The 25,415-nt window shown below is 71.4% G+C and carries 23 protein-coding genes; 5 read left to right on the top strand and 18 right to left on the bottom strand.

The genetic code is table 11. From position 1 onward, the window contains the following. Positions 1-145: 145 nt before the first annotated feature. Genes CSC66_RS08425 through CSC66_RS08415 form a run of 3 tightly spaced genes read right to left on the bottom strand, consistent with a single transcriptional unit; the run spans position 146 to position 2,723 of the window. The gene (locus CSC66_RS08425; RefSeq protein ID WP_162376951.1) at positions 146-856 is read right to left on the bottom strand and encodes an HAD family hydrolase; all 711 of its coding nucleotides are present in this window, start codon (positions 854-856) and stop codon (positions 146-148) included. Then, a complete protein-coding gene (locus CSC66_RS08420) occupies positions 853-1,563 on the bottom strand; it encodes a pseudouridine synthase (protein WP_162377018.1) in 711 nt (236 codons plus the stop codon). The genes CSC66_RS08425 and CSC66_RS08420 overlap by 4 nt, the downstream gene beginning before the upstream one ends. An 8-nt stretch (positions 1,564-1,571) precedes the next feature. Then, positions 1,572-2,723 carry a class I SAM-dependent methyltransferase gene (locus CSC66_RS08415; RefSeq protein WP_162376950.1) on the bottom strand — a complete coding sequence of 384 codons (1,152 nt, stop codon included), beginning with the start codon at positions 2,721-2,723 and terminating at the stop codon, positions 1,572-1,574. Positions 2,724-2,890: 167 nt separating this feature from the next. Between CSC66_RS08415 and CSC66_RS08410 the strand changes: the two genes are divergently transcribed. Continuing rightward, positions 2,891-3,115, top strand: coding sequence for a DUF6522 family protein (locus CSC66_RS08410; RefSeq protein WP_162376949.1), 225 nt, complete (start codon positions 2,891-2,893; stop codon positions 3,113-3,115). Between the two features lie 37 nt (positions 3,116-3,152). Here CSC66_RS08410 and CSC66_RS08405 read toward each other — a convergent pair whose 3' ends face one another. Both CSC66_RS08405 and CSC66_RS08400 read right to left on the bottom strand, forming a co-directional pair. After that, on the bottom strand, positions 3,153-3,551 hold the full coding sequence (locus CSC66_RS08405; RefSeq protein WP_162376948.1) for an MmcQ/YjbR family DNA-binding protein: 399 nt from the start codon (positions 3,549-3,551) through the stop codon (positions 3,153-3,155). A 64-nt stretch (positions 3,552-3,615) separates the two neighbouring features. Next, positions 3,616-4,650: an aldo/keto reductase gene (locus tag CSC66_RS08400; protein WP_162376947.1), complete on the bottom strand. Its 1,035-nt coding sequence runs from the start codon at positions 4,648-4,650 to the stop codon at positions 3,616-3,618. 189 nt (positions 4,651-4,839) lie between these two features. Between CSC66_RS08400 and CSC66_RS08395 the strand changes: the two genes are divergently transcribed. Genes CSC66_RS08395 through CSC66_RS08385 form a run of 3 tightly spaced genes read left to right on the top strand, consistent with a single transcriptional unit; the run spans position 4,840 to position 6,826 of the window. After that, entirely contained in the window at positions 4,840-5,604 is a 765-nt protein-coding gene (locus tag CSC66_RS08395) for a hypothetical protein (protein ID WP_162376946.1), read from the top strand. A 57-nt stretch (positions 5,605-5,661) separates the two neighbouring features. Further along, positions 5,662-6,435, top strand: a complete 774-nt coding sequence (locus CSC66_RS08390) for a HipA family kinase (protein WP_162376945.1) — start codon at positions 5,662-5,664, stop codon at positions 6,433-6,435. Then, positions 6,422-6,826, top strand: coding sequence for a DUF3037 domain-containing protein (locus tag CSC66_RS08385; RefSeq protein ID WP_162376944.1), 405 nt, complete (start codon positions 6,422-6,424; stop codon positions 6,824-6,826). The genes CSC66_RS08390 and CSC66_RS08385 overlap by 14 nt, the downstream gene beginning before the upstream one ends. 7 nt (positions 6,827-6,833) lie before the next feature. On the opposite strand, the gene alr is transcribed toward CSC66_RS08385, so the two are convergent. Continuing rightward, positions 6,834-7,919 carry an alanine racemase gene (gene alr / locus CSC66_RS08380; RefSeq protein WP_162376943.1) on the bottom strand — a complete coding sequence of 362 codons (1,086 nt, stop codon included), beginning with the start codon at positions 7,917-7,919 and terminating at the stop codon, positions 6,834-6,836. Positions 7,920-8,048: 129 nt separating this feature from the next. Beyond that, positions 8,049-9,362, bottom strand: coding sequence for a D-amino acid dehydrogenase (locus CSC66_RS08375; protein WP_162376942.1), 1,314 nt, complete (start codon positions 9,360-9,362; stop codon positions 8,049-8,051). Positions 9,363-9,516: 154 nt separating this feature from the next. Between CSC66_RS08375 and CSC66_RS08370 the strand changes: the two genes are divergently transcribed. Then, positions 9,517-10,041 (top strand): winged helix-turn-helix transcriptional regulator, encoded by a 525-nt coding sequence (locus CSC66_RS08370; RefSeq protein ID WP_162376941.1) that lies wholly within the window; start codon positions 9,517-9,519, stop codon positions 10,039-10,041. 216 nt (positions 10,042-10,257) lie between these two features. On the opposite strand, the gene CSC66_RS08365 is transcribed toward CSC66_RS08370, so the two are convergent. From CSC66_RS08365 to mrdA, 11 genes are all read right to left on the bottom strand, one after another. Next, positions 10,258-12,447 (bottom strand): carboxy terminal-processing peptidase, encoded by a 2,190-nt coding sequence (locus CSC66_RS08365; RefSeq protein ID WP_162376940.1) that lies wholly within the window; start codon positions 12,445-12,447, stop codon positions 10,258-10,260. Positions 12,448-12,671: 224 nt separating this feature from the next. Beyond that, positions 12,672-13,700 carry a lipoyl synthase gene (lipA, locus tag CSC66_RS08360; protein WP_162376939.1) on the bottom strand — a complete coding sequence of 343 codons (1,029 nt, stop codon included), beginning with the start codon at positions 13,698-13,700 and terminating at the stop codon, positions 12,672-12,674. Between the two features lie 175 nt (positions 13,701-13,875). Next, positions 13,876-14,595, bottom strand: coding sequence for a lipoyl(octanoyl) transferase LipB (lipB, locus tag CSC66_RS08355; protein WP_379655893.1), 720 nt, complete (start codon positions 14,593-14,595; stop codon positions 13,876-13,878). Then, positions 14,583-14,861 (bottom strand): DUF493 family protein, encoded by a 279-nt coding sequence (locus CSC66_RS08350; RefSeq protein ID WP_162376938.1) that lies wholly within the window; start codon positions 14,859-14,861, stop codon positions 14,583-14,585. Before CSC66_RS08350 ends, lipB begins: the two co-directional genes overlap by 13 nt. 147 nt (positions 14,862-15,008) lie before the next feature. Beyond that, on the bottom strand, positions 15,009-15,959 hold the full coding sequence (locus CSC66_RS08345) for a CsgG/HfaB family protein (RefSeq protein ID WP_162376937.1): 951 nt from the start codon (positions 15,957-15,959) through the stop codon (positions 15,009-15,011). 278 nt (positions 15,960-16,237) lie between these two features. Then, positions 16,238-18,076 (bottom strand): glycoside hydrolase family 2 protein, encoded by a 1,839-nt coding sequence (locus tag CSC66_RS08340; protein ID WP_202935618.1) that lies wholly within the window; start codon positions 18,074-18,076, stop codon positions 16,238-16,240. Between the two features lie 208 nt (positions 18,077-18,284). After that, positions 18,285-19,502, bottom strand: a complete 1,218-nt coding sequence (locus CSC66_RS08335; RefSeq protein WP_162376936.1) for a D-alanyl-D-alanine carboxypeptidase family protein — start codon at positions 19,500-19,502, stop codon at positions 18,285-18,287. 121 nt (positions 19,503-19,623) lie between these two features. Further along, on the bottom strand, positions 19,624-20,841 hold the full coding sequence (locus CSC66_RS08330) for a septal ring lytic transglycosylase RlpA family protein (RefSeq protein WP_162376935.1): 1,218 nt from the start codon (positions 20,839-20,841) through the stop codon (positions 19,624-19,626). Then, positions 20,838-21,962, bottom strand: a complete 1,125-nt coding sequence (mltB, locus tag CSC66_RS08325) for a lytic murein transglycosylase B (RefSeq protein ID WP_162377015.1) — start codon at positions 21,960-21,962, stop codon at positions 20,838-20,840. Before mltB ends, CSC66_RS08330 begins: the two co-directional genes overlap by 4 nt. Positions 21,963-22,035: 73 nt before the next feature. Continuing rightward, positions 22,036-23,157: a rod shape-determining protein RodA gene (gene rodA / locus CSC66_RS08320; protein WP_162376934.1), complete on the bottom strand. Its 1,122-nt coding sequence runs from the start codon at positions 23,155-23,157 to the stop codon at positions 22,036-22,038. Then, on the bottom strand, positions 23,154-25,415 hold the full coding sequence (gene mrdA / locus CSC66_RS08315) for a penicillin-binding protein 2 (protein WP_162376933.1): 2,262 nt from the start codon (positions 25,413-25,415) through the stop codon (positions 23,154-23,156). The genes rodA and mrdA overlap by 4 nt, the downstream gene beginning before the upstream one ends.

The raw sequence follows: 25,415 nt of genomic DNA, 5'->3' as shown, positions 1-25,415 counted from the left end.
GGGGGCGCGACGCCGCCAGCGCCCGGCCCTGCAATCCGGCCCGTCCCTTTCCGGCCCGGCGGGAAGTCCGATAGCGCGCCGGCCGCCAGTGTCGCTCGCGCTCGCCTCGAAGCGAATCCCGTCCCCGGGCCGGAGCCGCGCCGCTTCAATCCGGGCGTCCGTCCTCGACCGCGACGAGCGCCGCCTGCAGCATCGGCACGACCACTTCCAGCGAGGGCGCGATGCGGTGGCCGAGGGCGAGGGTCGCCGCATCCGGGCTCAACAGATCCGGGACCTGGATCGGCGTCATGCCCGCGGCGAGTGCGGCGCGCACGCCGGTCGGGGAATCCTCCAGCACCAGGCAGCGCGAGGGCGCGACGTCCAGCGTGCGTGCGGCGAGCAGGTAGACGTCCGGCGCCGGCTTGGGCCGGGCCACGTCGCTGCTGGTGCACACCGCGTCGAAGTACGGCAGCAGCCCGGCGGCCTGGAGCTTGCGCATGGCCAGCGGACGCCGGGTCGAGGTGGCGACCGCGCGCGGGAGGCCGCGCGCCACCAGCCACTCCAGCAGGTCGACGATGCCGGGGCGATGGTCGATGCCGGCGTTGGCGACCGCGTCGTACAGGACTTCGGAGCGCTCCAGCAGCGCGTCGGCCGCGGCCTCGCCGATGCGCTCGGCCACCAGCCGCCGGCACAGGCCATCGCCGCCACCGATCATCCGCAACCACAGCGCGTCGGGAATGTCGTGGCCCAGTTCGCGCGCCGCTTGCGCCATGCAGGCGTTGATCGCGCGCTCGCTGTCGAGCATCAGTCCGTCCATGTCGAAGATCACGGCATCGGGCGCGAACGGGAGCGGGGCGACGGGGGCGGGCAGGTTCACGGGGTCTCCGGGTTGAACAGGCGGTCGAGGGCGGCGGCATCCAGCGCGCGCCACTGGCCTTCGGGCAGGCCGTCGAGCGCCAGCCCGCCGACCTGCGGCCGGTGCAGCGCTTCGACATGGTTGCCGGTGGCGGCGAACATGCGTCGTACCTGGTGGTAGCGGCCTTCGTGCAGGGTCAGGCGCGCACGGCGCGGCCCGAGCACGTCGAGCCGGGCCGGCAGCAGCGGCGTGGTCTCCGATTCGAGCACCAGCGTGCCGCTGGCGAACAGCGCCGCCTCGTCGCCGCGCAGGTCCTGCGCCAGCGTGGCCTCGTAGATCTTGGCCAGCTTCGATTTCGGCGAGACGATCCGGTGCAGGAGTCCGCCGTCGTCGGTCATCAGCAGCAGGCCGGTGGTCTCGCGGTCCAGCCGGCCGACCGTCGACAGCACCGGATCGCGCAGGCGGAAGCGTTCGGGCAGCAGGTCGTAGACGATGCGACCCTTGTCCTTGGTCGAGCACGTGTAGCCGGCCGGCTTGTGCAGCATCAGCACCAGGCCCTGCGGCGGATCCAGCGGCTCCCCATCCACGCGCACGTTGCCGTGGTCGAGCGGATCGTCGGCGTACAGCACCTCGCCGGCGGCGTCGGTGACCCGGCCTTCGCGGAACATCCACGCCACTTCCTTGCGGCTGCCGTACCCCAGGTTGGCCAAGTGCTTGACCAGTTTCATCGACTTGCTCATCGACGCCTCTCCTTCATCGCCTGGCCGCTCCTCGCCTGGCCGGTGGCCGCATGAGCCTGGGTGGCCTGGGCCTTCACCGCCTCGATCACCTTGAAGCCGCCGCCTTCGGCCAGCACGCGCCGGCTGGCGAACGCGCCGGCCACCGTCGCCTCGTACGGCAGGTGCCGGTTGGCGACCAGCAGCAGGCGGCCACCGGGACGCAGGGACTGCGCGGCGACCTCGATGAAGCGCTGGCCCAGCTCGGGCCGGTCGCCACGGTCGTGCGCGTGGAACGGCGGGTTGCTGACGATGAAGTCGTAACCGTCCTGCGGCAACCCGGTGGTGACGTCGTGCCAGTGGAACGCGAGCGCGGCGCGACCGGCCCGGGCAGCCAGGTTGGCGCGTGCCAGTTCGAGCGCGCGCGCCTCCGCTTCGTACAGGTCCAATGCGCTCACGCCGGCACAACGGTCCAGCACTTCGGCGGCCAGGTAGCCCCAGCCGGCACCCAGGTCCGCACCGCGACCGGACAGGTCGGTCGGCAGGTGCGCGGCCAGCAGGGCTGACGCCGGATCGATGCGATCCCAGGCGAAGACGCCCGGGCGGCTCTGGAAGCGTCCGCCCAGGATCGGCCGCGGCGCGTCGGCCTGGCGCCAGCGCGCGGCGAGCGCGGGGTCGCGCGCGCCCGACAGCGGCGGTGTCCAGAACACCCGGCAATGGAACTTGGTGAGCGTGCCGTCGAGCCCGGCCAGCTGCTGCAGGTCCTTCTCGCGGGAGCGTGCGCCTTCGTCATTGGCCACCGCAGCGACCACGCGCGCGCCGGGGGCGGCCATGGCCACGGCGCGGGCGAGCAGCGCTTGCGCTTCGTCGCGCTGTCGCGGCGGCAGCACCAGCACCAGTGAAGCCTCGGCGGCGCAGTCGAGCTCGGGACGGACATCGAGCCCGGCCTGGCCCAGGCCATCGGCCAGCGGCTTGAAACCCTGCTCGCAGCGCAGTCGATCCAGCGGATGCTGCCGCAACGGCCAGCCGTCGCGCGCGCGCAGGAAGGCGATATCGCCCTGCGCCGGCCATGCCAGCGGGCCACCGTCGAACGGCAGCAGCAAGGCCTTCAGGGGATCGTCGTGGAGGTTCAAGCGCGCGGGCACGGCGTCGGGCAGGCCATTATCCGCCATCGCTGGCGGACCGTGGCCCCGCCTGGCGCGCCACCCCAGCGGCGGGTGGCACGGCATTCACCCGCGGACCACGTGCGCCGTGTGCGCGCCTTGCCGGCCCCTGATCCAGGTCAAGGCGATGGCGCGCGCCTTGCGCGACCCTGCATCCGCCCCCATTGACCGCCCTCATGGACACGATCCGACCGGAACTGGAAATCGACGGCGCCCTGGTCGCCCGTGCAATGGGCCTGGACGTGGCCGCGTTCCGGCAGTTGATGGACGACGGCAAGATCACCGTGTTGTGCGAACGCGGCACCGGCGAGGATGCCGGCACGTGGCGCGCATCCTTCTACTACGGAGGAAGGCGGGCACGCTTCGTCGTCGATGCGCAAGGCAATCCGTTGGCCGGTTGAGCCGTCCACGCAGCCCGCCACTGCCTGCCCGCACCGGCTATGGGTCGCCGCGCCGCGCACGCGCCCTGGGCGGCAACGAAGCGCCGGTCAGCTCCACCTGCCGGGCCCGGCTCAGCTTGCCCAGCGCATGGTTGTACGACCATTCGACCAGCTCGCGCAGGTAGGCATCGGGCAAGCTGCGCACGTCGACCACGGTCACCCACTGGTGGCGACCGCGCCAGCGCGCGGGCTTGATGCCGGGGATGTCGGTCAGCTCGAGGAACCGCTCGGGCGTGGCCTTGAAACTGAAACGCCAGCGCTCCGGTTCGCTGGTCTTGAAATAGGCGAACGACTTCCCGCCGATCGAGTAGACCAGGATGTTCGCCGGCGCGCCGTGCAGGCGCACTTCGGCGCCGGCCAATGCGGCACAGAACTCCTTGAGATGCCCGGTGTCCATCGCGTCCTGTCGAATCACTTGCCGGGAGGATGCCCGCTTCCCGTTGCGGCGAGGAGCGGTTGGCTCACACCGGAGTGGGGTTTCGGTACTTGAAACCGGCCTGGTGCCAATACGGATACGGCTTGGTCACCGCGCTGGCGGCGTCCAGCTTCGCCACCTGTTCGGCGCTGAGGTTCCAGCCGACTGCGCCGAGGTTCTGCCGCAGCTGTTCCTCGTTGCGCGCGCCGATCACCACGGTGGACACGGTCGGGCGCTGCAGCAGCCAGTTCAACGCCACCTGCGGCACCGACTTGCCGGTCTGCGCGGCGATTTCATCCAGCGCATCGACCACCTTGTACACGTGTTCGAAGTCCACCGGCGGCCCGGAATCGACCGCGGTCTGCGACTGCAGGCGGCTGGATTCGGGCAGCGGCTGGCCGCGCCGGATCTTGCCGGTGAGCCGACCCCAGCCCAGCGGGCTCCACACCACCGCGCCCACGCCCTGGTCCTCGGCCAGCGGCATCAGCTCCCATTCGTAGTCGCGGCCCAGCAGCGAGTAGTAGGCCTGGTGGGCGACATAGCGGCTCCAGCCGTAGCGGTCGGCGGTGGCCAGCGACTTCATCAGGTGCCAGCCTGAGAAATTGGACACGCCCAGGTAGCGGATCTTGCCGGCCCGCACCAGGTTGTCGAGCGTGGACAGCACTTCCTCCACCGGCGGCCGCGCGTCGAAGCCGTGCAGCTGGAACAGGTCGATGTAGTCGGTGCCCAGGCGCCTGAGCGCGGCGTCGACGGCATTGACCAGGTGGTAGCGCGAGGAGCCGACCTGGTTCTCGCCCTCGCCGAAGCGGAACGTGGCCTTGGTCGAGATGATCAACGAATCGCGCGGCCGGCCCTTGATCGCCTCGCCGAGGATCTCCTCGGCCGCGCCCTTCGAGTACACGTCGGCGCTGTCGAACATGTTCAGGCCGGCGTCCAGGCAGATGTCCACCAGCCGCCGCGCCTGCGCCACGTCGGTGCTGCCCCAGGCGCTGAACAGCGCGCCGCTGCCGCCGAAGGTGCCGGTGCCGAAGCTGAGGACGGGGACGCGGAAGCCGGAGCGGCCGAGGTAGCGGTATTCCATGGGGGATTCCGGAGGGGGAAGCGGGATCGCCATTTCACTCCCCGGCGGTGGCCCGCTCAACCACCTTGGCGGAATGCTGGGTTCCGCCGCGCCGCGACATGGCGCGACGTGGCACCTCCATCGAAATGACGGAATCCGGACCGCCACCGGCGTATGCTCGGCGTGCCCATACCATGCGTGGAGTCCGCCGTGCCGATCACCCGCCACCAGGCCCAGGCCCTGCTCAACGCCGGCGAGATGGAGCTGTACGACGAGAGCCGCAGCAACCCGCTGCGCAAGCTCGATGCCGCCGCCCTGGAAAAACGGATCGCGCGTGCGCGCCGCGCGCGCGACCGGGCGCGCGACCTGACCCAGCGGCAGAAGCTGGCCTCGCGCGCCGCCACCGGCAGCAAGCGCGGCACCAGCGGCCAGGCCAACCAGCGCAGCAAGGACAAGGCCGCCCTGCTCGACGACATCCTCAAGCGCTTCGAGGGTGCGCTGAACCCCGCCGTGAAGAAGGCCGCGGCGAAACCAGCCACCGCGAAAGCGGCCGGGAAGACCAGCGCCGCCAGGCGTACCGCCGCCCAGCCGAAGCAGGCATCCCCCCGCGTCGCATCGCGCGCCGCGTTGCGCCAGGCCGCCGGCGACACCGGCGCGGCGGAGGCCAGGAAGGCGCCAGTGCGCAAGGCCAGCGCGCGGGACGTGGCGGCGAAGAAGCGGATCCAGGCGGTCAAGGCCAAGAAGAAGCTGCTGCAGAGGAAGACCGAGCGGGACCGCGCGCCCCGGTCGTGGCAGGCCATGGACGGCGTCGACGCGCCGTCGGTGCCGGATCCCGGCTTCCAGTCGTCCAGCGCGGCCAGCAAGGCCAAGCGGCTGCATGCCGGGCAGAGCCGCATGAAGCCGATCCAGGGCAGCATCAGCACACGTGGCAAGCGGACCCAGGCCAGGCGCGACGGCCGCAATACCCCGCACTGAGGGCGCACACCCGGAGGACACCGCTTGGCGTGGCACGCCGGGCGGTATCCTTCGCGCATGTCCCTCCGTCGACTTTGCGCCACCCGTTACGTCACCCCGCTGCGCGAAGGCGGCTCCATGCCCGCCGTGGTCGAGGGTGACGACCAGGGCCTGTACGTGCTCAAGTTCCGCGGCGCCGGCCAGGGGCCCAAGGCGCTGGTCGCCGAGGCGATCAGCGGCGGCCTGGCCCGTGCGCTCGAGCTGCCGATGCCCGAAATCGTCCTGATGGACCTCGACGCCGAGCTGGCGCGCACCGAGGGCGACCCCGAGATCCAGGACCTGATCAAGGCCAGCGCCGGGCTCAACCTGGGCATGGACTACCTGCCCGGGGCGATGAACTTCGACCCGGTCGCCGAGCAGCCCGACCCGGAGCTGGCCTCGCGCATCGTCTGGTTCGACGCGTTCACCAGCAATGTCGACCGTACCGCGCGCAATCCCAACATGCTGGTCTGGCACGGCCGGCTGTACCTGATCGACCACGGCGCGTCGCTGTACTTCCACCATGGCTGGGACGGCGACACCAAGCAGGCGGGCAAGCCGTTCGCGCTGGTGCGCGACCACGTGCTGCTGCGCTGGGCGGACCGCATCGCCGACGTGGACCCGGACATGGCTTCGCGCCTGCCCGAGGCGGTCGTCGCCGACATCGTCGGCCAGGTGCCCGACGAGTGGTTGCAGGGACCGGATGCGTTCGCCGATCCGGCCACGCAGCGCGCCGCCTATGTCGCCTACCTGTGCCAGCGGCTGGCCGCGCGCGAAGGCTTCGTGCAGGAGGCGATCCGTGCACGTGCATGAAACCTACGACTACGCCGTCATCCGCGTGGTACCACGGGTGGAGCGCGAGGAATTCGTCAATGTCGGCGTGATCCTTTCCTGCGAGCGCGCACGCTTCCTCGAGGCGCGCATCGAAGTGGACCCCGTGCGCCTGCGGGCGCTGGACCCGGCGATCGACCTGGCGCTGGTGGGCCGCCACCTCGCCGCGATCCCGGCGATCTGCCGCGGCGGCGAGGCGGCCGCGCCGATCGGCCTGCTGCCGCCGCGCGCGCGCTTCCACTGGCTCACCGCGCGGCGCAGCGCGATCATCCAGACTTCGCCGGTGCACATGGGCCGCTGCGACGGCGACCTGGCGGCCACCCTCGACCACCTGATGGAGCGGATGGTGCGGGTCGCCCGACCCGCGGACTGAGGGAACCTCAGCCCGCGTACTGCAGCGGCACGCGCTTGACCGCGCACAGCAGGCGGTAGGCGCTGGTCTGGCTGTGGGCGACGACCTCCGCGGCCGGCACCTGCTTGCCCCACAGTTCCACGCCGCTGCCGATACCGGCCTGCGGGTGGTCGGTGAGGTCGACGGTGAGCATGTCCATCGACACGCGACCGACCAGGCGACCGGGCTTCCCGTCGATCGCCACCGGCGTGCCGTTGACCGCGAACTGCGGGTAGCCGTCGGCGTAGCCGATGGCGACCACGCCTATCCGGGTCGGCGCGTCGGTGACGAAGCGCGCGCCGTAGCCGACCGGTTCGCCGGCCGGCAGCTCGCGCACTGCGATGATCTTCGATTCCAGCGTCATCACCGGACGAAGTTGCGCGGATTTGTCGGTGGGCTGCGCGAACGGCGACACGCCGTACAGCATCAGCCCCGGGCGCGCCCAGTCGGCACGCGCCTGCGGCCAGCCGAGCAGGGCCGGCGAATTGCACAGGCTGGTGTCGCCCGCGAGGCCGGCCGTGGCGGCGGCGAAAGTCGCCAGCTGCTCGTCGGTGCGCGCGCACCCGGTTTCGTCGGCGCGGGCGAAGTGGCTCATCTTCACGAGGCCACCGACATGCGGCAACGCGCGCAGCCGCTGCCAGGCGTCGCGGTAGTCCGCTGCATCCAGGCCGACGCGGTGCATGCCCGAGTCCAGCTTCAGCCAGACGTGCAACGGCTTCGGCAGCGGCGTGCGCTCCAGTGCCTCGACCTGCCAGCCCGCGTGGACCACGGTCCACAGGTCGTGTTGCAGGATGAGCGGCAGTTCGGCGGCGTCGAAGAAGCCTTCCAGCAGCAGGATCGGCGCGCGGATGCCGGCCTCGCGCAAGGCGAGCGCCTCCTCGATGCAGGCCACCGCGAAGCCGTCGGCCTCGTCCTGCAGCGCCAGCGCACAACGCACGGCGCCGTGGCCGTAGGCATCGGCCTTGACCACCGCCAGCGCGCGCGCGCCACCGCCATCCCCGCCGCAAAGCCTGCGAGCCAGCCGGTAGTTGTGGCGCAGCGCTTCCAGGTCGATCAGGGCACGGGCGGGACGCATCGGTATCGGCTGCCGGGGTAAGGGAAAACGGGCGCGGCGGATCGAGGTCGCCCGCCGCGGGATCGCGGGCGCCAGTCCATCGACGGTGGCCCGGGGCTCATCGCATCCCGGCTTCCATCGCGCGGACGATCACCCGCCGATTGTCGCCGGAATCGCCTCGCCATCGAGCTCCGGCGTGGCGCTGCCGCGGCCGTAGCGGGAGATGTCCAGGCCTTCGCTGCGGATCCGGGTCGGGCGGTGGGCGATGACGTCGGCCAGGTAGCGGCCCGAGCCGCAGGCCATGGTCCAGCCCAGGGTGCCGTGGCCGGTGTTGAGGAACAGGTTGCGCAGGCCGGTGGCGCCGACCACCGGGGTGCCGTCGGGCGTGGCCGGGCGCAGGCCGGTCCAGAACTCGGCGCGGGCCAGGTCGCCGCCCTTCGGGTACAGGTCGCCGACCACCTTCTCCAGGGTCGCGCGCCGGCGCGGGTCCAGCGACAGGTCGTAGCCGGACACCTCGGCCATGCCGCCGACGCGGATGCGGCGGTCGAAGCGGGTGATCGCGATCTTGTAGGTCTCGTCGAGCACGGTCGAGGCCGGCGCCATCGCCGCATCGGTGATCGGGATGGTCAGCGAGTAGCCCTTGAGCGGATACACCGGCAGGCGGATGCCGAGCGGCTTGAGCAGCTGCGGCGACCAGCTCCCCAGCGCCAGCACGTAGCGGTCGGCGGTTTCCAGCCGGCCGTCGATGCGCACGCCGGTGACCCGGTCGCCGTCGGCTTCGATCGCCTCGATGTTCGCGCCGTAGCGGAATTCCACGCCGCGCATCTTCGCCAGCGCGGCCAGGCGCTCGCAGAACAGCTGGCAGTCGCCGGTCTGGTCGCCGGGCAGGCGCAGGCCGCCGACCAGCCGGTCGGCGGTGGCGGCCAGCGCCGGTTCGACCCGCGCCACGCCGGCGCGGTCGAGCACTTCGTAGGGCACCCCGGCCTCCTGCAGCACGGCGATGTCGCGCGCGGCCGCGTCGAGCTGGGCCTGGGTGCGGAACAGCTGGGTGGTGCCGAGGCGGCGGCCCTCGTAGGTCAGGCCGGTGTCGGCGCGCAGCTCGTCCAGGCAATCACGGCTGTATTCGGCCAGCCGGACCATGCGCTCCTTGTTCACCGCGTAGCGCCCGGCCGTGCAGTTGCGCAGCATCTGCGCCAGCCACAGGTACTGGTCCGGATCGAGCGTGGGCTTGATCGCCAGCGGCGCATGCTTCTGGAACAGCCACTTGATCGCCTTCAGCGGCACGCCCGGGGCGGCCCAGGGCGAGGCGTAACCCGGCGAGATCTGCCCGGCGTTGGCGTAGCTGGTCGAACGCGCCGGACCCGGCTCTCGGTCCACCACGGTCACCTCGAACCCGGCCTGCGCCAGGTACCACGCGCTGGTCACGCCGATCACGCCACTGCCCAGTACCAGAACCCGCTGCATCGCTCGACCCTCGATTCAGGCACTTCCACTGGATGAATGGGGAAGCTGCCGGCAAGGCGCGCAGTATATGGACGAACAACTGGTTGTTTTTTCCGTTTTTTTGCCGTGTTAAGGTGGATTCGCCTTAACAACCGGGCCACCCGTGGAGGTTTCCTTGGCCGCCGACCGCCCCACCCGTCCACGCGCCCAGCCGGCCCGCCCCGAACGCGCTGCCCGCGACCTGGACCGGATCGACCGGCACATCCTGCGGATCCTCCAGCAGGAGGGCCGCATCTCCTTCACCGAACTGGGCGAGCGCGTGGGCCTGTCGACCACCCCGTGCACCGAGCGCGTGCGGCGGCTTGAACGCGACGGCGTGATCGAGGGCTACTACGCCAGGCTCAACCCGCAGGCGCTCAAGGCCGGCCTGCTGGTATTCGTCGAGATCAGCCTGGCCTACAAGTCCGGCGACATCTTCGAGGAGTTCCGCCGCGCCGCGCTGAAGCTGCCCAACGTGCTGGAGTGCCACCTGATGTCCGGCGACTTCGATTACCTGATCAAGGCCCGCATCTCGGAGATGGCCTCCTACCGCAAGCTGCTCGGCAGCAGCCTGCTGACCCTGCCGCACGTGCGCGAGTCCAAGAGCTACATCGTGATGGAAGAGGTCAAGGAGACGCTGGCGCTGGCGATCCCGGACTGAGCGGCGCTCGGACCCCGGCCCCGCGGCTCTGCTTCACCCGTAGAGCGGGGCTTGCCCCGCTGCTCTCTCGCAGCGGGAAAGGGGCAGCGGGGCAAGCCCCGCTCTACGACGCGCATCGAAAGCCAGGCCGGATGCCACGGCCGCAATCCCTTGCCGGAAACAGCATCGGCGGCCGAGGCCGCCGATGTTGGCGTCGCAGGTGGTGCGTGGCTGGCCTCAGTCGGCCCAGCGCACCGCCGACTGGGTGCCCGGCAATACCTGCGCCGACAGCGGGCGGTCCTGCTCGAGCAGGTCGATCGCATTGGCCAGGATCGCCGCGGCCTCGCGCTGCAGCGGATCCGGGCGCTTCTCGGCGGCCTTCTCGCGCTCGGCGTCCTTGACCACGTCGCGTTCGTTGGCGGTCAGGCCATCGTCGGTCTCGTCGGCCAGCGGATCCAGGGCCAGGCCCTTCTGCTTGCGGATCGCCTGGCGTTCCTTGCGCTGCGTTTCCTGGCGCTCGCGCTCGGCGCGCCGCTCGGCCTCGTTGAGCGAGAGGTACTTCTTGGCCGCCTCGGCACGGTAGTGGGCCACGTCCTCGCTCCACCACTGGAACTCCAGGTCGTCGGCGATCCGGGCCTCGTGCATCTTCTGCAGCTGCGGCAGCAGCGGCGCGAAGTTGCCGTAGCGCGCGTGCGGCACGGCCGCGATGCGGGTCCACGGCAGCGCGTTGTCGTAGGTGCTCTCGCCGAACTCGTTGGCATCCACGCTGAGCGGATAGGCGATGTCGGGCACCACGCCCTTGTTCTGGGTGCTGCCGCCGTCGGCGCGGAAGAACTGGGCGATGGTCAGCTTGACCTGGCCATAGCGCGGGCCCTCGCCGGCCGCCGGCCAGCGGTCCAGGTCGAGCAGGTTCTGCACCGTGCCCTTGCCGAAGGTGGTCTCGCCGATGATCAGCGCGCGGCCGTAATCCTGCATGGCGCCGGCGAAGATCTCCGACGCCGAGGCCGAGGCGCGGTTCACCACCACCGCCAGCGGGCCGTCCCAGGCCACGCCCGGGCTGCGGTCGGCATAGACCTGCACGCGGCCACCGGATTCGCGCTGCTGCACCACCGGCCCCTGGTCGATGAACAGGCCGGTGAGCTGCACCGCCTCGTCCAGCGAACCGCCGCCGTTGTTGCGCAGGTCCAGGACCACGCCGTCCACGCCCTTGTCCTTGAACTCGCCCAGCAGGCGGGCCACGTCGCGGGTCGCGGAGGTGTAGTCGTTGCCGTTGCGGCGCCGGCCTTCGAAGTCCTGGTAGAAGGTGGGCAGCTCGATCACCCCGATCAGCCGCGCGGGCATGTCGCCGTGCGCCGGGATCGTGTAGGTCTTGCTCTTGGCGGCCTGCTCGGCCAGCTGCACGCGCTGCCGGGTCAGGGTCACGGTGCGGTGTTCGCCGTCGATGCCGTTCTCGGCCGGGATGTACTCCAGCTTCACCTGCGTGCCCTTGGTGCCCCGGATCTTGGCGACGACGTCGTCGATGCGCCAGCCGATCACGTCCTCGATCGCGCCGGTGCGGCCCTGGCCGACGCCGACGATGCGGTCGCCGGCCTTGAGCGTGCCGTCCATCGCTGCCGGACCGCCCGGGATGATCTCGCGGATCACGACCACGTCGTCCTGGCGCTGCAGCTGGGCGCCGATGCCCTCCAGCGACAGCGACATGGACTGGTTGAAGTTCTCGGCGCTGCGCGGGTTGAGGTAGTCGGTGTGCGGGTCGACCGAGGCGGTATAGGCGTTGAGGAACAGCGAGAACACGTCCTCGCTCTTGAGCTCGGCCACCGAGCGGCCGAGCTGCTGGTAGCGCTTGTCCAGGGTCTTGCGGATCTCGGCCGGCTCCTTGCCGGCGAGCCTGAGCCGCAGCACGTCGTTCATCACCGACTTGCGCCACAGCGCATCGAGCGCGGCGTTGTCGGCGGCCCATGGCGCCTTCTCGCGGTCGTACTCCCAGCGCTCGTCGCCGGTGAAATCGAAGTCCTGCTTGAGCAGCTTGCGCGCGTGCGCCACGCGCTGGTCCACCCGCTCGCGGTACACGCCGAACATGGCGAAGGCGGCGGCGGGATCGCCCTGGCGCACGGCATCGCCCATCACGTCGCGGTACGGCTCGAAGCGGGCGATGTCGGCGGCGGTGAAGAACTGCCGGTTGGGGTCCAGCGCCTCCAGGTAGCGGCGGAAGATGTCCTCCGACAGCGCCTGGTCGCCGGGCCGCGGGCGATAGGCCAGGCGGCTGTCCGACAGCGCGCCGTAGACCATCTTCGAGACGGTGGACTGGTCGGCGTTGGGCGTGATCGCCAGCGGGCTGCCGCCGTCGGCGCGCGCCAGCAGGGCGAGCGGCGTGGCCAGCACGAGGGCGGCGAACAGGGACAGGGGGACGGCGAATCTGCGGTTCATGTAGTGGCTCTTGGCCGGCGGGCGCCGGTCGGATCAGGCTGTGCCAGGGCTGAGACTGCGGCCAGTGCCGGAAGTTGCACCGGCCTGCGCGGGCCCGTGCCGGCACCGTTCATCGCAGGCTAGCGGCTGCCGCGTAGGAAAAAGTGAACGGATCGCCATCGCCGGCCGCCGCGGCCGGACCGCCCGGCGCGGGACGCGCCGGTGCCGGGCGACGGCCCGGACCGTCAGGCCGCGACCCCGGCGCCGGCCGCCTGGCGGTCGGCATGGTAGGACGAGCGGACCATCGGCCCGGAGGCGACGTGGCTGAACCCCAGGGCGTAGCCGTAGTCCTCCAGCGCCTTGTATTCCTCGGGAGTCCAGTAACGCATCACCGGGTGGTGGTGGGCGGTCGGCTGCAGGTACTGGCCGATGGTCACCATTTCCACGTCGTGTGCCCGCAGGTCGCGCAGGGTCGCCTGGACCTGCTCCATCGTCTCCCCCAGGCCGAGCATGATCCCGGACTTGGTCGGCACCGACGGGTGCTGGGCCTTGAACTTCTGCAGCAGCGTCAGCGACCACTGGTAGTCGGCACCGGGACGCACGTTCGGGTACAGCTCCGGCACCGTCTCGATGTTGTGGTTGAACACGTCCGGCGGGTTCTGCGCCAGGATCTCCAGGGCCCGGTCCATGCGGCCCTTGCCGCGGAAATCGGGGGTCAGGATCTCGATCCGGGTGCCGGGGGCGCGCTCGCGGATCGCGGCGATGCAGTCGACGAAATGCTGGGCGCCGCCGTCGCGCAGGTCGTCGCGGTCGACGCTGGTCACCACCACGTACTTCAGGCCCATGTCGGCGACCGTGCTGCCCAGGTTCGCCGGCTCGCCGGCGTCCGGCGGCTTGGGACGGCCGTGGGCGACGTCGCAGAACGAGCAGCGCCGCGTGCAGACCTCGCCCAGGATCATGAAGGTCGCGGTGCCGTGGCCGAAGCACTCGTGGATGTTCGGGCAGCTGGCTTCCTCGCACACGGTGACCAGGCGATTCTCGCGCAGCTTGGCCTTGAGGTTGGCCACGGCGTTGCCGGACGGGATCCGGACCCGGATCCAGGACGGCTTCCGCAGCACCGGCGCGTCGGCGAACTGCACCGGGGAGCGGCCGATCTTGTCGCCACCCAGCTGCTTGGCGCCCTCCTGGAGCGCGCCATCGCGCGGCGCCGCCACCGGCGCGGCCGGTTCGGACAGGACCTGGAGCGGGATCGAGCGGGGGGCGGTGGAAGTCATGGCGCCTATTGTAGAGCGGGGCTTGCCCCGCTGCCCGGCGGAAAGGCCAACGCCGGTGCAACGGTGGTCGCGGCGGGCGGAACGACGGGGAGGCGGCGGTCGCGCAGGCCGGCGCGACACCCGCGCTCCAGGGGCAGGACGACTCCCATTCGCCGCCCGAGGCCTCCGGCGGGGCTCAGAAGCCGGTGCCGGGCAGCCCCGCCTGCGGCTGCAGGGCCAGCCCGAACTGGCGGGCGACGTGGTCGAGCAGCACCGGCTTGACCGCATCGATGCCCGAGGGACCGCCCAAATCCTGCAGCGAGGTCACCTGCAGGCCCTGGTAGCCGCAGGGATTGATCCGGTGGAACGGCTCCAGGTCCATGCCGACGTTGAAGGCCAGGCCATGGAAGGTGCAGCCGCGGCGGACGCGGATGCCCAGCGCGGCGACCTTGGCGCCGGCCACGTAGACGCCCGGCGCGCCCTCGCGGCGCTCGGCGCCGATGTTCCATTCGTCCAGGGTGTCGATGATCGCCTGCTCGATCCGGCATACGTACTCGCGCACGCCGATGCCGATGCGGCGCAGGTCCAGCAACGGGTACAGCACGATCTGGCCGGGGCCGTGGTAGGTCACCTGGCCGCCGCGATCCACGTGCAGCACCGGGATGTCGCCGGGGGCGAGCACGTGTTCGGGCTTGCCGGCCTGGCCGAGGGTGAACACCGGCTCGTGCTCGACCAGCCACAGCTCGTCGACGGTGTCCTCGCCACGCGCGTCGGTGAAGCGCTGCATCGCCCGCCATACCGGCTCGTAGGGCTGGCGGCCCAGGTCGAACACCCGTGCCGGGAGCGGTGCGCGGGCCGGGGAAGCGACCCCGCAGGCGGGCCCGGCCTCCACCGCGGGCGCGCTCACAGCGTCCACTTCACTTCCGGATGGTCGCGCAACGCCTGGTGGGCCGCGTCGTACTGCTCGCGGCTGTCGGCGCGGAAGCTGATCCGCACCGACACATACTTGCCGTTGGACGAGTGCTTCCACTGGATGCGCTCTTCCAGGACCTCCACGCCGTACTCGACGAGCAGCTTCGGCAGTTCGGTCTCCAGGCCCTTGTCGGCGGTGCCCATCGCGCTGAGCTCGAAGGTGCCGGGGAACTGGAAGCCGTGTTCGGGATTGTCGGATTTGATTTCCATGCCGGCATTATCGGGGCGGCAGGGGGTGAACCCAAGTCGCGGCGCCGGCGCCGGCCGGCGATGCCGGGCGTGGACCGCGGGACGGCGGTACCGTCCCGCAGGCTCCGGGGGCCGCGCGCCGGTCGGTACCGGCGCGCGGCAGGCCGCTTACCGCGCCAGCTCGGTCATGGTGGAGTTGACCCAGCCCTTGTTGCCGAGCTCGTCGTCCACTTCCCACATCAGGCCCTCCTTGGCGCCGGTGGGGTACAGCAGCATCCCCGGATCGAGCTCGCGCACCGCCGAGCCGGTGCCCTTGGCGTTGGCCAGCAGTCGCGCCGGCTTGGTCACGCGCAGGGCCTGGCTGACATTGGCCGCCGAGGCGTTTTCCGGCAGGCCGCCGAGCTGGCCGACCAGGTCGGTGTAGGCCTGCAGGTAGGCCAGGGTGATGACCTGCCCGATCTCGGTATTGGCGTAACCACCCACGCCCGCCGCGCCGAAGCCGCTGCCGGTGAACAGGCCGCCGCTGGAGCCCCAGCCGATGTCGGTCTTCTTGGCGCTGCCCTCGGCCATCGCCACCTGCTCGGACGAACGCACGTCGGTGACGGTCAGGACCACGTCGGCGGTCTTCTTCTTCATGTTCAGGCCGCCGACCAGGGCGCCGGCGTTGCCGCCCAGCAGGCCGCCGACCAGGCCGCTGATCGCGTTGCCGCCGGCGTTGCTGTTCTGCGCGATCAGGTCCGGGATCATCACGTAGTCGGCCGCCTTGACCTGGCCCTTGCCGATGTTGGAGCCACCGCGCAGCTCGCCGTCGGCGGCCAGCCCGCGCTCGTACTGGGCGGCGGCCATGCCGACGCCGCGATCGACCAGGGTGAAGCAGCGCGACTTGTTGACGAACACCTTGATCAGCTTCGACGGCGCCGGCAGCTGCTGCCCGGTCCACCAGTTGACCGCATCTTCCGGCTCGATCACCGAGATGGTCCCCAGGGGCTTGGCGCAGACCGGGATCTGCGCGGCCTGCTGCTGGCGCATCTCCTGCGCGCTCTGCGCCGCGACCGGCGCCGCCATCGATGCCAGCAGCGCGGCGGCCAGAATCGTCATGCCCGAATTCCCTTTACGCATTGCACTCTCCGTCATTGGTGGACGGCGCTGACCGGGCGAACGTGTTCCTTCACGATCGAAGTGCACGCATACGGCCCCCCCACGCCGGTCCGCCGATCATAAACCAGAGCCCCGGGCGGTCCCTGCCGGAGTGCGTGCAGCACGCGGCTGCCGCCCGGCAGCCATGTCGCGCACCCCTCGCCTTCCAGGCCCGGCCGGCACCTGGCCGCGACGGGCAGGGTGTTCGACGCGTTCCGGCGGCGTCATGCGCGGACAGGTGGCGGAGCGGGTCCGCAGGCTTACGGCGGAGCGTTCCCCGCCTTCTGCCGGTAGTAGTCGCGCAGCACGTGGAAGGCCTGCTTCGGCTCGCCCTTCTCCGACATCAGGCCCTTGCGGTTGAATCCGTCCTGGACGCCCGCCAGCGGCCGGCGCGGCGAGCGGAAGTCGGAGAGTATCCATGGCGAGGTACCGGCGAAGCCCTCGATCCGGTCGAGCATGCGCAAGGTCCGCCGGTACAGCTCGGCCTGGTATTCCTCGGTCCAGATCGCGCCGGCGTCGCCATGCAGTCCCTGCTTGGCATCGGCGCCGAACTCGCTGACGAACACCGGCTTGTCGTACGGGATCTGCCAGCGCACCCGGTCGATCTTGTCCAGCGTGCCGTCGTACCAGCCGATGTACTGGTTGAAGCTGACCAGGTCGACCAGCTCGGCCAGCGGATCCTCGACCACCGCCATGTCCGGATCGTCTTCGCGGTAATGCTTTTCCATCGCCGCGCTGAGCAGGCGGCTGTCGTCCAGCGCGCGGGCGCGCGCGGCCAGGCGCGAGAGGAAGCGGTTGCGCGCGTCCGATACCGGGGTCTCGTTGGCCAGCGACCAGATGATCACCGAGGCACGGTTGCGGTCGCGGCCGATCATCGCCTCCAGCTGCGCTTCGGCGTTGCGGTAGGTGGCTTCGTTGGCCCAGTCGATGGTCCAGTAGACCGGGATCTCCGACCACACCAGCAGGCCCATCTCGTCGGCCAGTCGCGCCATGTGCTCGTTGTGCGGGTAGTGGGCCAGGCGGACGAAGTTGGCCTCCAGCGAACGGGCACGCTCGAGCAGCCGGCGCGCCTGGCCCGCGTCGCGCACGCGCCCGCCGCCGTCGGCCGCGTACTCCTCGTGCACCGAGATGCCGCGCAGGAACAGCGGTTCGCCGTTGAGCAGCAGCTGCCGGCCGCGGGTCGCGATCGTGCGCAGGCCGACCCGGTCGACCAGCGTGTCGCTGCCGCTGGCGATCTCGATCCGGTACAGCTGCGGATGCTCCGGCGACCACAGGCGCGCACCCGGGACGCGGAAGCGGAATTCCGCCTGGCCATCGGCACCGGTGCGCACGCGTTGGCGCACGCCCAGCTCCGGCAGCGCCACGCTGACCTCCTCGCCACCGCGCGCGCCGTCCAGCTGCACGCGGCCGGCGACTTCGCGGTCGGCGAGCGAGGCCAGGGCGAGACGGTAGTCGCGGACGAACACCTCCGGCACCACCACCAGCCCGACGGAGCGGGTGATGCCGCCGTAGTTCCACCAGTCGGTGTTGAGCGTGGGCACGCCATCGGCGCGCCGCCTGTTGTCGACCTTCAGCACCAGCGAGTTGCCGCGCGGCCGGAGCCGGTCGGTGACCTCGAAGCGGAACGGGGTGAAGCCGCCCTCGTGCACGCCGAGCTTGCGGCCGTTGAGGTAGACGTCGGCGCGGTAGTTCACCGCGCCGAACTCCAGGAACGCGCGGTCGGTCGGCCTGCGCGCCGGCGCATCGAACTTCTTCCGGTACCAGACGCTGCCTTCGTAGTAGTACAGCCTCGGATCCTGGGTGTTCCAGTCGCCGGGCACCTGCAGCGACATCGCCGTATCGAAGTCGTACTCGACCAGGTCGGTCGGCGACTCGGGTTTCGCGTCGCGGAAGTACGCGCCCTTGGGCGGGTCGGCTTGCTGGTCGAACGGCTGGTAGCGGTAGTTGTAATAGCCGTTCTCGTACGGATCGACGATCACCTTCCACTCGCCGTCCAGCGACTGCGCCGCGCGGGTGTAGACCTGCATGGGCGCTTCGGCGGCCCATGCCGGTGCCACCGGCAGCAGCAGGCACAACAGTCCAGCGGCGAATGTCTTCACGATCCCTTCCCCGTCGATCCGCGCAAGCAGCGGCCGTCGAGCATACCCCGCGCGGCGGCAGGTTCCTTCGTAGAGCCGGGCTTGCCCGGCTGGCACCATGCGGCGGAAGCAGCGGGGCAAGCCCCGCTCTACGAAGGGCACGGGGGCCGGAAACGCAGCGCGGCCCCGAAGGGCCGCGTGCGTGTGTGATCGATCGGAGCGGTGGAGCTCAGTCCGACTCCCACCACATCCAGAACGCATCCCACAGGCGCTTGAAGAAGCCGGCTTCCTCGACCGCGCCGATCGCCACCAGCGGCGCCTGGGCGACGACTTCGCCGTCCAGGCTCACCTTGACCGTGCCGATCGCCTGGCCCGCCTCGATCGGCGCGACCAGCGACTTGGGCACCTCCATCGCCGGCTTCAGTTCGGCGTAGCGGCCGCGCGGCACGCTCACCAGCAGCGGCTGGGCCACGCCCAGCTGCACCTGGTCGGCCTTGCCCTTCCACACCTTCAGCTGCGCCACCGGCTTGCCCGGCTCGTACAGCTTGTGGGTCTCGTAGAAGCGGAAACCCCAGTTGAGCAGGGCCAGGCTGTCGTCGGCGCGCTGGCGCTCGGAGTTCGAACCCATCACCACCGCGACCAGACGCTGGTCGCCGCGCTTGGCCGAGCTCATCAGGCAGTAGCCGGCGCCGGAGTGGTGGCCGGTCTTGATGCCGTCCACGCTCGGGTCGCGCCACAGCAGCAGGTTGCGGTTCGGCTGGGTGATGCCGTTGACCGTGAACTCCTTGATGCTGTTGTAGGCATACGCCTCCGGGAAGTCGCGCACGAACGCGCGCCCCAGCAGCGCCAGGTCGTGCGCGGTGCTGTAGTGCTCCGGCGCCGACAGGCCGTGCGCGTTGACGAAGTGGCTGTTCTTCATGCCGATCTTCGCCGCGTAGCTGTTCATCAGGTCGGCGAACGCCTCCTGGGTGCCGGCCACGTGCTCGGCCAGGGCGATCGCGGCGTCGTTGCCCGACTGCACCGCCATGCCCTTTTCCATGTCGCGCAGCGGCGCGGTCTGGTTGACCGGGAAGCCGCTGAAGCTGCCGTCGGTGCGGGCCCCGCCCTCGCGCCAGGCGCGCTCGCTCATCATCACCTGGTCGTCCGGATTGACCTTGCCGGCGGCGATCTCGGCGGCGATCACGTACGAGGTCATGACCTTGGTGATGCTGGCCGGCTCCACGCGCGCGTCGGCGTTTTCGCCGGCCAGGACCTGGCCGGTCGCGTAGTCCATCACCAGCCAGGCGGTGGACTGGGCCGGCTTGGGCGCATCGGGAATGGCGACGGCAGCGGGCGCGGCGGCGGCGGGTGGCGGCGCCGGAGCGGGTGCCTGGGCCAGGGCCAGGCCGATCGACAGCGTCGTGGCCAGGGCGGTGCCGAACGCGCCGGCGGCAAAACGGAACTTCATGCGGGTGGGAACTCCTGCATTGGCCGGCCGTTGGCCGGCGGGATTGGCGGCGGCGGTCGCGGGGCGACGTTCGCGCGGGGGCTGGGAATTGTAAGCGCGGCGCGCTGGCCGCGCCGGTTCATCATTCGCGGACCAGTTGCGGGGTACCGAATCCGAGACCGGCGATGCGGCCGGCAAGTTCCGCGGTGTCCGCGGCGCCGGGGGCCACGCGCAGGCGCCACAAGGTGCGGCCACCGGCAACCACGTCGTCCAGCCGCGCCCCGGGGATGCCGGCGGCCAGCAACCGCTCCAGCGCGCGCCGGGCGTTGTCGAGGCTGGAGAAACTGGCGACCTGCAGCTCCGGGCCGGCGGATGCCGCCGGCGCGGCGATGGCGCCGTTGTCGACCCGGGTCGCGGCCATGGCGGATGCCGCGCCCGCCGGCGCATAGGAGCCCGATTGCGAGGACGGCAGCATCGCCACGACCGCGCCGGCCACGTCCGGCGTCGCCGGTACGGCCACCGTGGAGGCCACCGCGCCGCCGGTGGACGGCAGCGCCTGGACCAGCTGGTCCATCGCGGTGGCCGGGGTGGCCGGAGCGGTCGTCGCCACCGCGCGCACGGGCGCCGGTTGCGGCGCACGCGCGGCGGCACTGCGCGGGGCGTCGTCGTCGCCGGGCTGCAACGCGCGCACCTCCACCCGTCCGGTGCCGCGGGCGACGATGCCCAGCTTCACCGCCGCCGCGTAACTGAGGTCGATCACCCGGCCCTCGTGGAACGGGCCGCGGTCGTTGACCCGCACCACCACCGACTGGCCGTTGTCCAGGTTGGTCACCCGGGCGAAGCTGGGCAGCGGCAGGGTCTTGTGCGCGGCGGTGAAGGCGTACATGTCGTACACCTCCTGGTTGGAGGTGCGGCGGCCATGGAACTTGGCCCCGTAGTAGGAGGCGGTGCCCTTCTCGACGTAGCCCCGGGTCCGGTCCATCACGTGGTACTGCTTGCCCAGCACCGTGTACGGCGAGCGGTTGCCGACCGGGGAGCGCGCCTCGTGGGTGACCACCGGCTCGGGGATGCAGGCCACGTTGGGCACGTAGGCCGGCGTGGTGTCGCTGACCCCGGGCTTGTACAGGCCGCCGGCCTTGTAGTCGCCGCGCGTCGACGGGTCTTCCTGCGCCGGGGCATACGGCGACTTGCCGGTGCAGCCCTCCGGCAGCGCGGCCATCGGCGCGTGCCCGGCGCCGGCCCCTGCCAGCGGCTTGCCGCCGGCCGAAGCGCTGGCCGACTTCTTCGGCGCGCTACCGCACGCAGCCAGTGCGAGCACGGCCAGCACCGCCACCAGCGCGCGCGCCGGCCGAGCGCTCATGCCGGCGGGATCTCGCGCCCGGCGATGGCCTGCGACAACTGGTAGACGGCCATCGCGTACATCTTGGAGATGTTGTAGCGGGTGATCGCGTAGTAGTTCTGGAAGCCGAGCCAGTACTGCGGGCCGGCGCTGCCTTCCAGCGACACCGGCGTGGCGGTGATGCCGGCCGGCACCGGCTGCACCGGCGCGTAGCCGCGCGCGGCCAGTTCCTCGAGGGTGTGGGTCGGCGTCCAGTCCTCGGGGTTGAACGGTTCCCGCCCGGCCGCGAGCGTGGCCGGCGCCGCCACCGGCGCGTTGGCGACCCAGCCGCCCTTCTTCACGAAATAGTTGGCGATCGAGGCGAACACGTCGTCCAGGCTGCCGAACAGGTCGCGGCGGCCGTCGCCGTCGCCGTCCACGGCGAACTGGCGGTAGCTCGAGGGCATGAACTGGCCCATGCCCATCGCCCCGGCGTAGCTGCCCTTGAGCGCGGCGATGTCCAGCTTCTCCTCGCGCCCCAGCGCGAACAGTTGCGCCAGTTCGTCGCGGAAGAACAGTTCGCGGCGCACTTCGCGCTCGAGCTTGGCCGGGTCGCCGCTGCGCGGGTAGTTGAAGGCCAGCGTGTACAGCGCGTCGAGCACCGAGTAGCGGCCGGTGTTGCCGCCGTAGCTGGTCTCCACGCCGATGATCGCCACCACCAGCTCGGCCGGCACGCCGGTCCTGGCCTGCACCTTGTCGAGGGCCTCGCGATGCTTGGCCAGGAACGCACGGCCGCCGTCGATCCGTGCCTGGCTGATGAACATCGGCCGGTACTCGTGCCACGGCTTGACCCGCTCGGCCGGGCGCGACATCGCGGTAACCACGCTGTCGAGCACGGTCGCCTGCGCCAGCGTCGCCTCGATCTCGGCGGCCGGGATGCCGAAACGCGCCGACGTGTCGCGCACGAAGTTGGCGCGCGCGATCTCGAATGGCACCGGGGTGAGATCGACCGGCGGCGCGACCGGCTTCTCCGGCGCCGCTTCGGCCGGCGTGGCGGGCCTGGCGACGGCGGCGGCCGACGACGGCGGGGAAACGAACGCCTCCTTCGGGATGCATCCGAGGAGACCGAGAGCCAACAGGCTGGCAAGCGCGGGTTTCATCATCGACGGCAGGGTAGCATCGTGCGCAAACACGCGGAACCACCGGATTTTCCGTCGCATCCGCCGGCCCGCGGCGTCAGCGGTAGCCATGTACCGGGCGGTGCGTGCGCACCGCCATCACCAGCCCGAGCCCGGCCAGCAGCGATACCGCCGAGGTGCCGCCGTAGCTGAGCAGCGGCATCGGCACGCCCACCACCGGCAGCAGGCCGGAGACCATGCCGCCGTTGACCAGCACGTAGACGAAGAACGCCAGGCCCAGCGAACCGGCGAGCAGGCGCGAGTAGGTGTCGCGCGCCTCCATCGCGATCCACAGGCAGCGGCCGATCACGAACAGGTACAGCGCCAGCACCGTGGCCACGCCGATCCAGCCGAACTCCTCGCTCAGCACCGCGAACACGAAGTCGGTGGTCTGCTCGGGGATGAAGTTCAGGTGCGACTGGCTGCCCTCGCCCCAGCCCTTGCCGGTCAGGCCGCCGGAACCGATCGCGATCTTGGACTGGATGATGTTCCAGCCGGTGCCCAGCGGGTCGCGCTCGGGCTCCAGGAAGGTGAGGATGCGGTCCTTCTGGTACGGCCGCAGCAGCCAGATCCAGGCCGCCGGCGCGACCGCGGCCACGCCGCCGACGGCCACGCCGACCCACCACCACGGCAACCCCGCCAGCAGCAGCGCGAACACGCCGCTGGCCGCGATCAGCATGCCGGTGCCGAAATCCGGCTGCAGCAGGATCAGGCCGGTCGGCACGGCGACCAGCACGCCGGCCACCAGCACCGTGTCGATGCGCGGCGGCAGCGGCCGCCGGTGCAGGTACCAGGCGACCATCATCGGCAGGCTGATCTTCAGAAGTTCCGACGGCTGCAGGTAGAACACGCCCAGGTCCAGCCAGTGCCGGCCATGCTTGCCGGTGCCCACCAGCAGCACCGCGACCAGCGGCAGCAGCGAGAGCAGGTACACCGGCGGCGACCACGCGCGCATGCGGATCACCGACACCCGCGACAGCGCCCACATGGCCAGCAGGCCGACCGCGAAGCGCGCGCCCTGGGCCTTAATCAGCGCCGGCCCGTTGCTGGCGCCGCCGGCGCTGTACAGCACCGCCAGGCCGAAGCCCATCAGCGCGAACAGCGCCAGCAGCAGCGGCCAGTCCAGGGTGCGCGTGGCACGCGCGCCAATGTCCAGCAGCCAGCGCAGGAAGTCCCTCACCGGCGCACCTCGCGTCCGTCCGCGCTGTCGCTGTCACGCTCGGCCGCGTCCGCCCGTGCAGGCGCGGGCACCGGCGGCGCCGGGCGGGACGTCGGTGCCGAGGCCGACGCCGGGACGGAAGACGCTGGCGGCCCCGCCCCTGCTGCTGCCGCCGAACGGGATGCGGCGTCCGCGTCGCCCGCCCGACCGGCGAGCGGTGACGTCGAGGCCGACCCGGAAGGCCCTGCAACCCGCGTAGCGGCACCGGCACCGCTCGTGCCATCGCTGCCGGGCGCCGCCGACGCCGGCCGATCCACCAGCACGCGAGCCGCGCCCGACGCGCCCGCAGCGGGCGCCGGCGGCGCCTGCAGGCACGCTGCATCCTCCGGCGCGCAGGCCGGCGCCGTCGCCGGTCCGTCGATCGGCTCCAGCCCCGCCGGCAGCTTGCCCAGCAGCCAGGCATCGAAGATCGCCTTGGCGATCGGCGCCGCGGTGCTGCCGCCGTAACCGCCACCCTCCACAGCCACCGCCACCGCGATCTGCGGGTCGTCGGCCGGCGCATAGCCGATGAACAGCGCGCGATGGCGCAGGTGCATCGGCAGGCTGCGCGGATCGACCGCCGCGGTGCCGCGGCGGCTGACCACCTGCGCGGTGCCGGTCTTGCCGGCGATCAGGTAAGGCGAGCCGGCACCGATCGCGCGCGCGGTGCCGCCGGGCCCGTGCACGGTCATGACCATGCCCTCGCGCACCACCTGCAGGTCCGCCGGGCTGTCGCTGATGAGGGTGGGCGCCGGCTGCGGCAGCGGCGCCCAGGGCGCGTCGAAGCGGTCGCGCCGCGCCTGCACCAGGTGCGGCCGCCGCAACCGGCCGTCGTCGGCCAGCGCGCCGGTGCCGCGCACCATCTGCAGCGGGGTCACCTTCCAGTCGCCCTGGCCGATGCTGATGTTCACCGTGTCGCCGGGATACCAGCGCTCCTTGCGGTTCTTCAGCTTCCAGGCCGGATTGGGCAGGATCCCGGTGTTCTCGCCGGACAGGTCGATGCCGCTGGGCTGGCCGAAGCCGTAGCGGCGCAGGTAACGGTCGATCTCGTCGATGCCCATGTCCAGGGCGAGCTTGTAGTAGTACGTGTTGACCGAATCGGCGATCGACTTGCGCGCATCGGTCCAGCCGTGGCCGCCGCGGTGCGAGTCACCCCAGCCGCGCCGCGTGCCCGGCAGGTAGAACATGCCGGTCGACAGGGTGCGGTCCTCCGGCCGGCGGGTGCCGCTGTCCAGCCCGGCCAGGGCCAGGAACGGCTTGAGCGTGGAGCCCGGCGCCACGCCGCCGAGCACGGCGCGGTTGAACTGCGGCCGCGACGGGTTGTCGCTCAGGGCGCGGTAGTCGGCGTGCGAGATGCCGTTGACGAACAGGTTGGCGTCGAACGACGGCAGGCTGACCAGGGCCAGGATCTCGCCGGTGCGCGGGTCCATCGCCACCGCCGTGCCCTCCAGCTCGCCGAACGCGGCGACCGTGGCGCGCTGCAGCTCGGCGTCGATCGACAGGCGCAGGTCGGCACCCGGCCGCGCCGGCACACGGCCCACGGTGCGCAGCGCGCGGCCCTGCACATTGGTCTCGATCTGCTCGTAGCCGACCTGGCCGCGCAGCAGTTCCTCGTAGGCGCGCTCCACGCCGGTCTTGCCGATGTGGGTCAGCGCCGCGCCGCCCTCGCCCAACTTGGCCAGGTCGTCCTCGTCGATCCGGCCGACGTAGCCGATCACGTGCGCGAACAGGTCGCCGTGGGGATAGTGCCGGGTCAGGTAGGGCTGCAGCTCCACGCCCGGGAAGCGCCAGCGGTTGACCGCGAAGGCCGCCATCTCCTCGTCGCTCAGGCGCAGCTTCAGGGTGATCGGCAGGAAGCCGCGGCTGGACTTGCGCTCGCGCCGGAAGTGGGCGATCTCGTCCTCGTCCAGCGCGATCACCTGGCCCAGTTCGGCCAGCAGCTTGTCCAGGTCGCCGGCCTTGTCGGGGGTGACGTCGAGGCGGAACGCCGGCAGGTTCTCGGCCAGCAGCCGGCCCTGGCGGTCGTAGATCATGCCGCGCGCCGGCACGACGGGTTTTGGCCGGATGCGGTTGGCTTCCGAGCGGGTGGCGTAATCGTCGTGCTGCAGCACCTGCAGGCGGAAGTACCACGCGCCCAGGCCCAGCAGCGCCAGGGCCACGCCGATGAAGCCGATCGCGGCGCGGCGGCGGAACTGCTCGGCTTCCGCGTGCGGGTTCTTGACCGGGCGACGGCTGTTCAC

Origin of the sequence: Pseudoxanthomonas kaohsiungensis (assembly GCF_010211765.1) — a bacterium.
Classification (GTDB): Bacteria; Pseudomonadota; Gammaproteobacteria; order Xanthomonadales; family Xanthomonadaceae; genus Pseudoxanthomonas; species Pseudoxanthomonas kaohsiungensis.
This window is presented reverse-complemented; position numbering and strand designations above follow the sequence as displayed.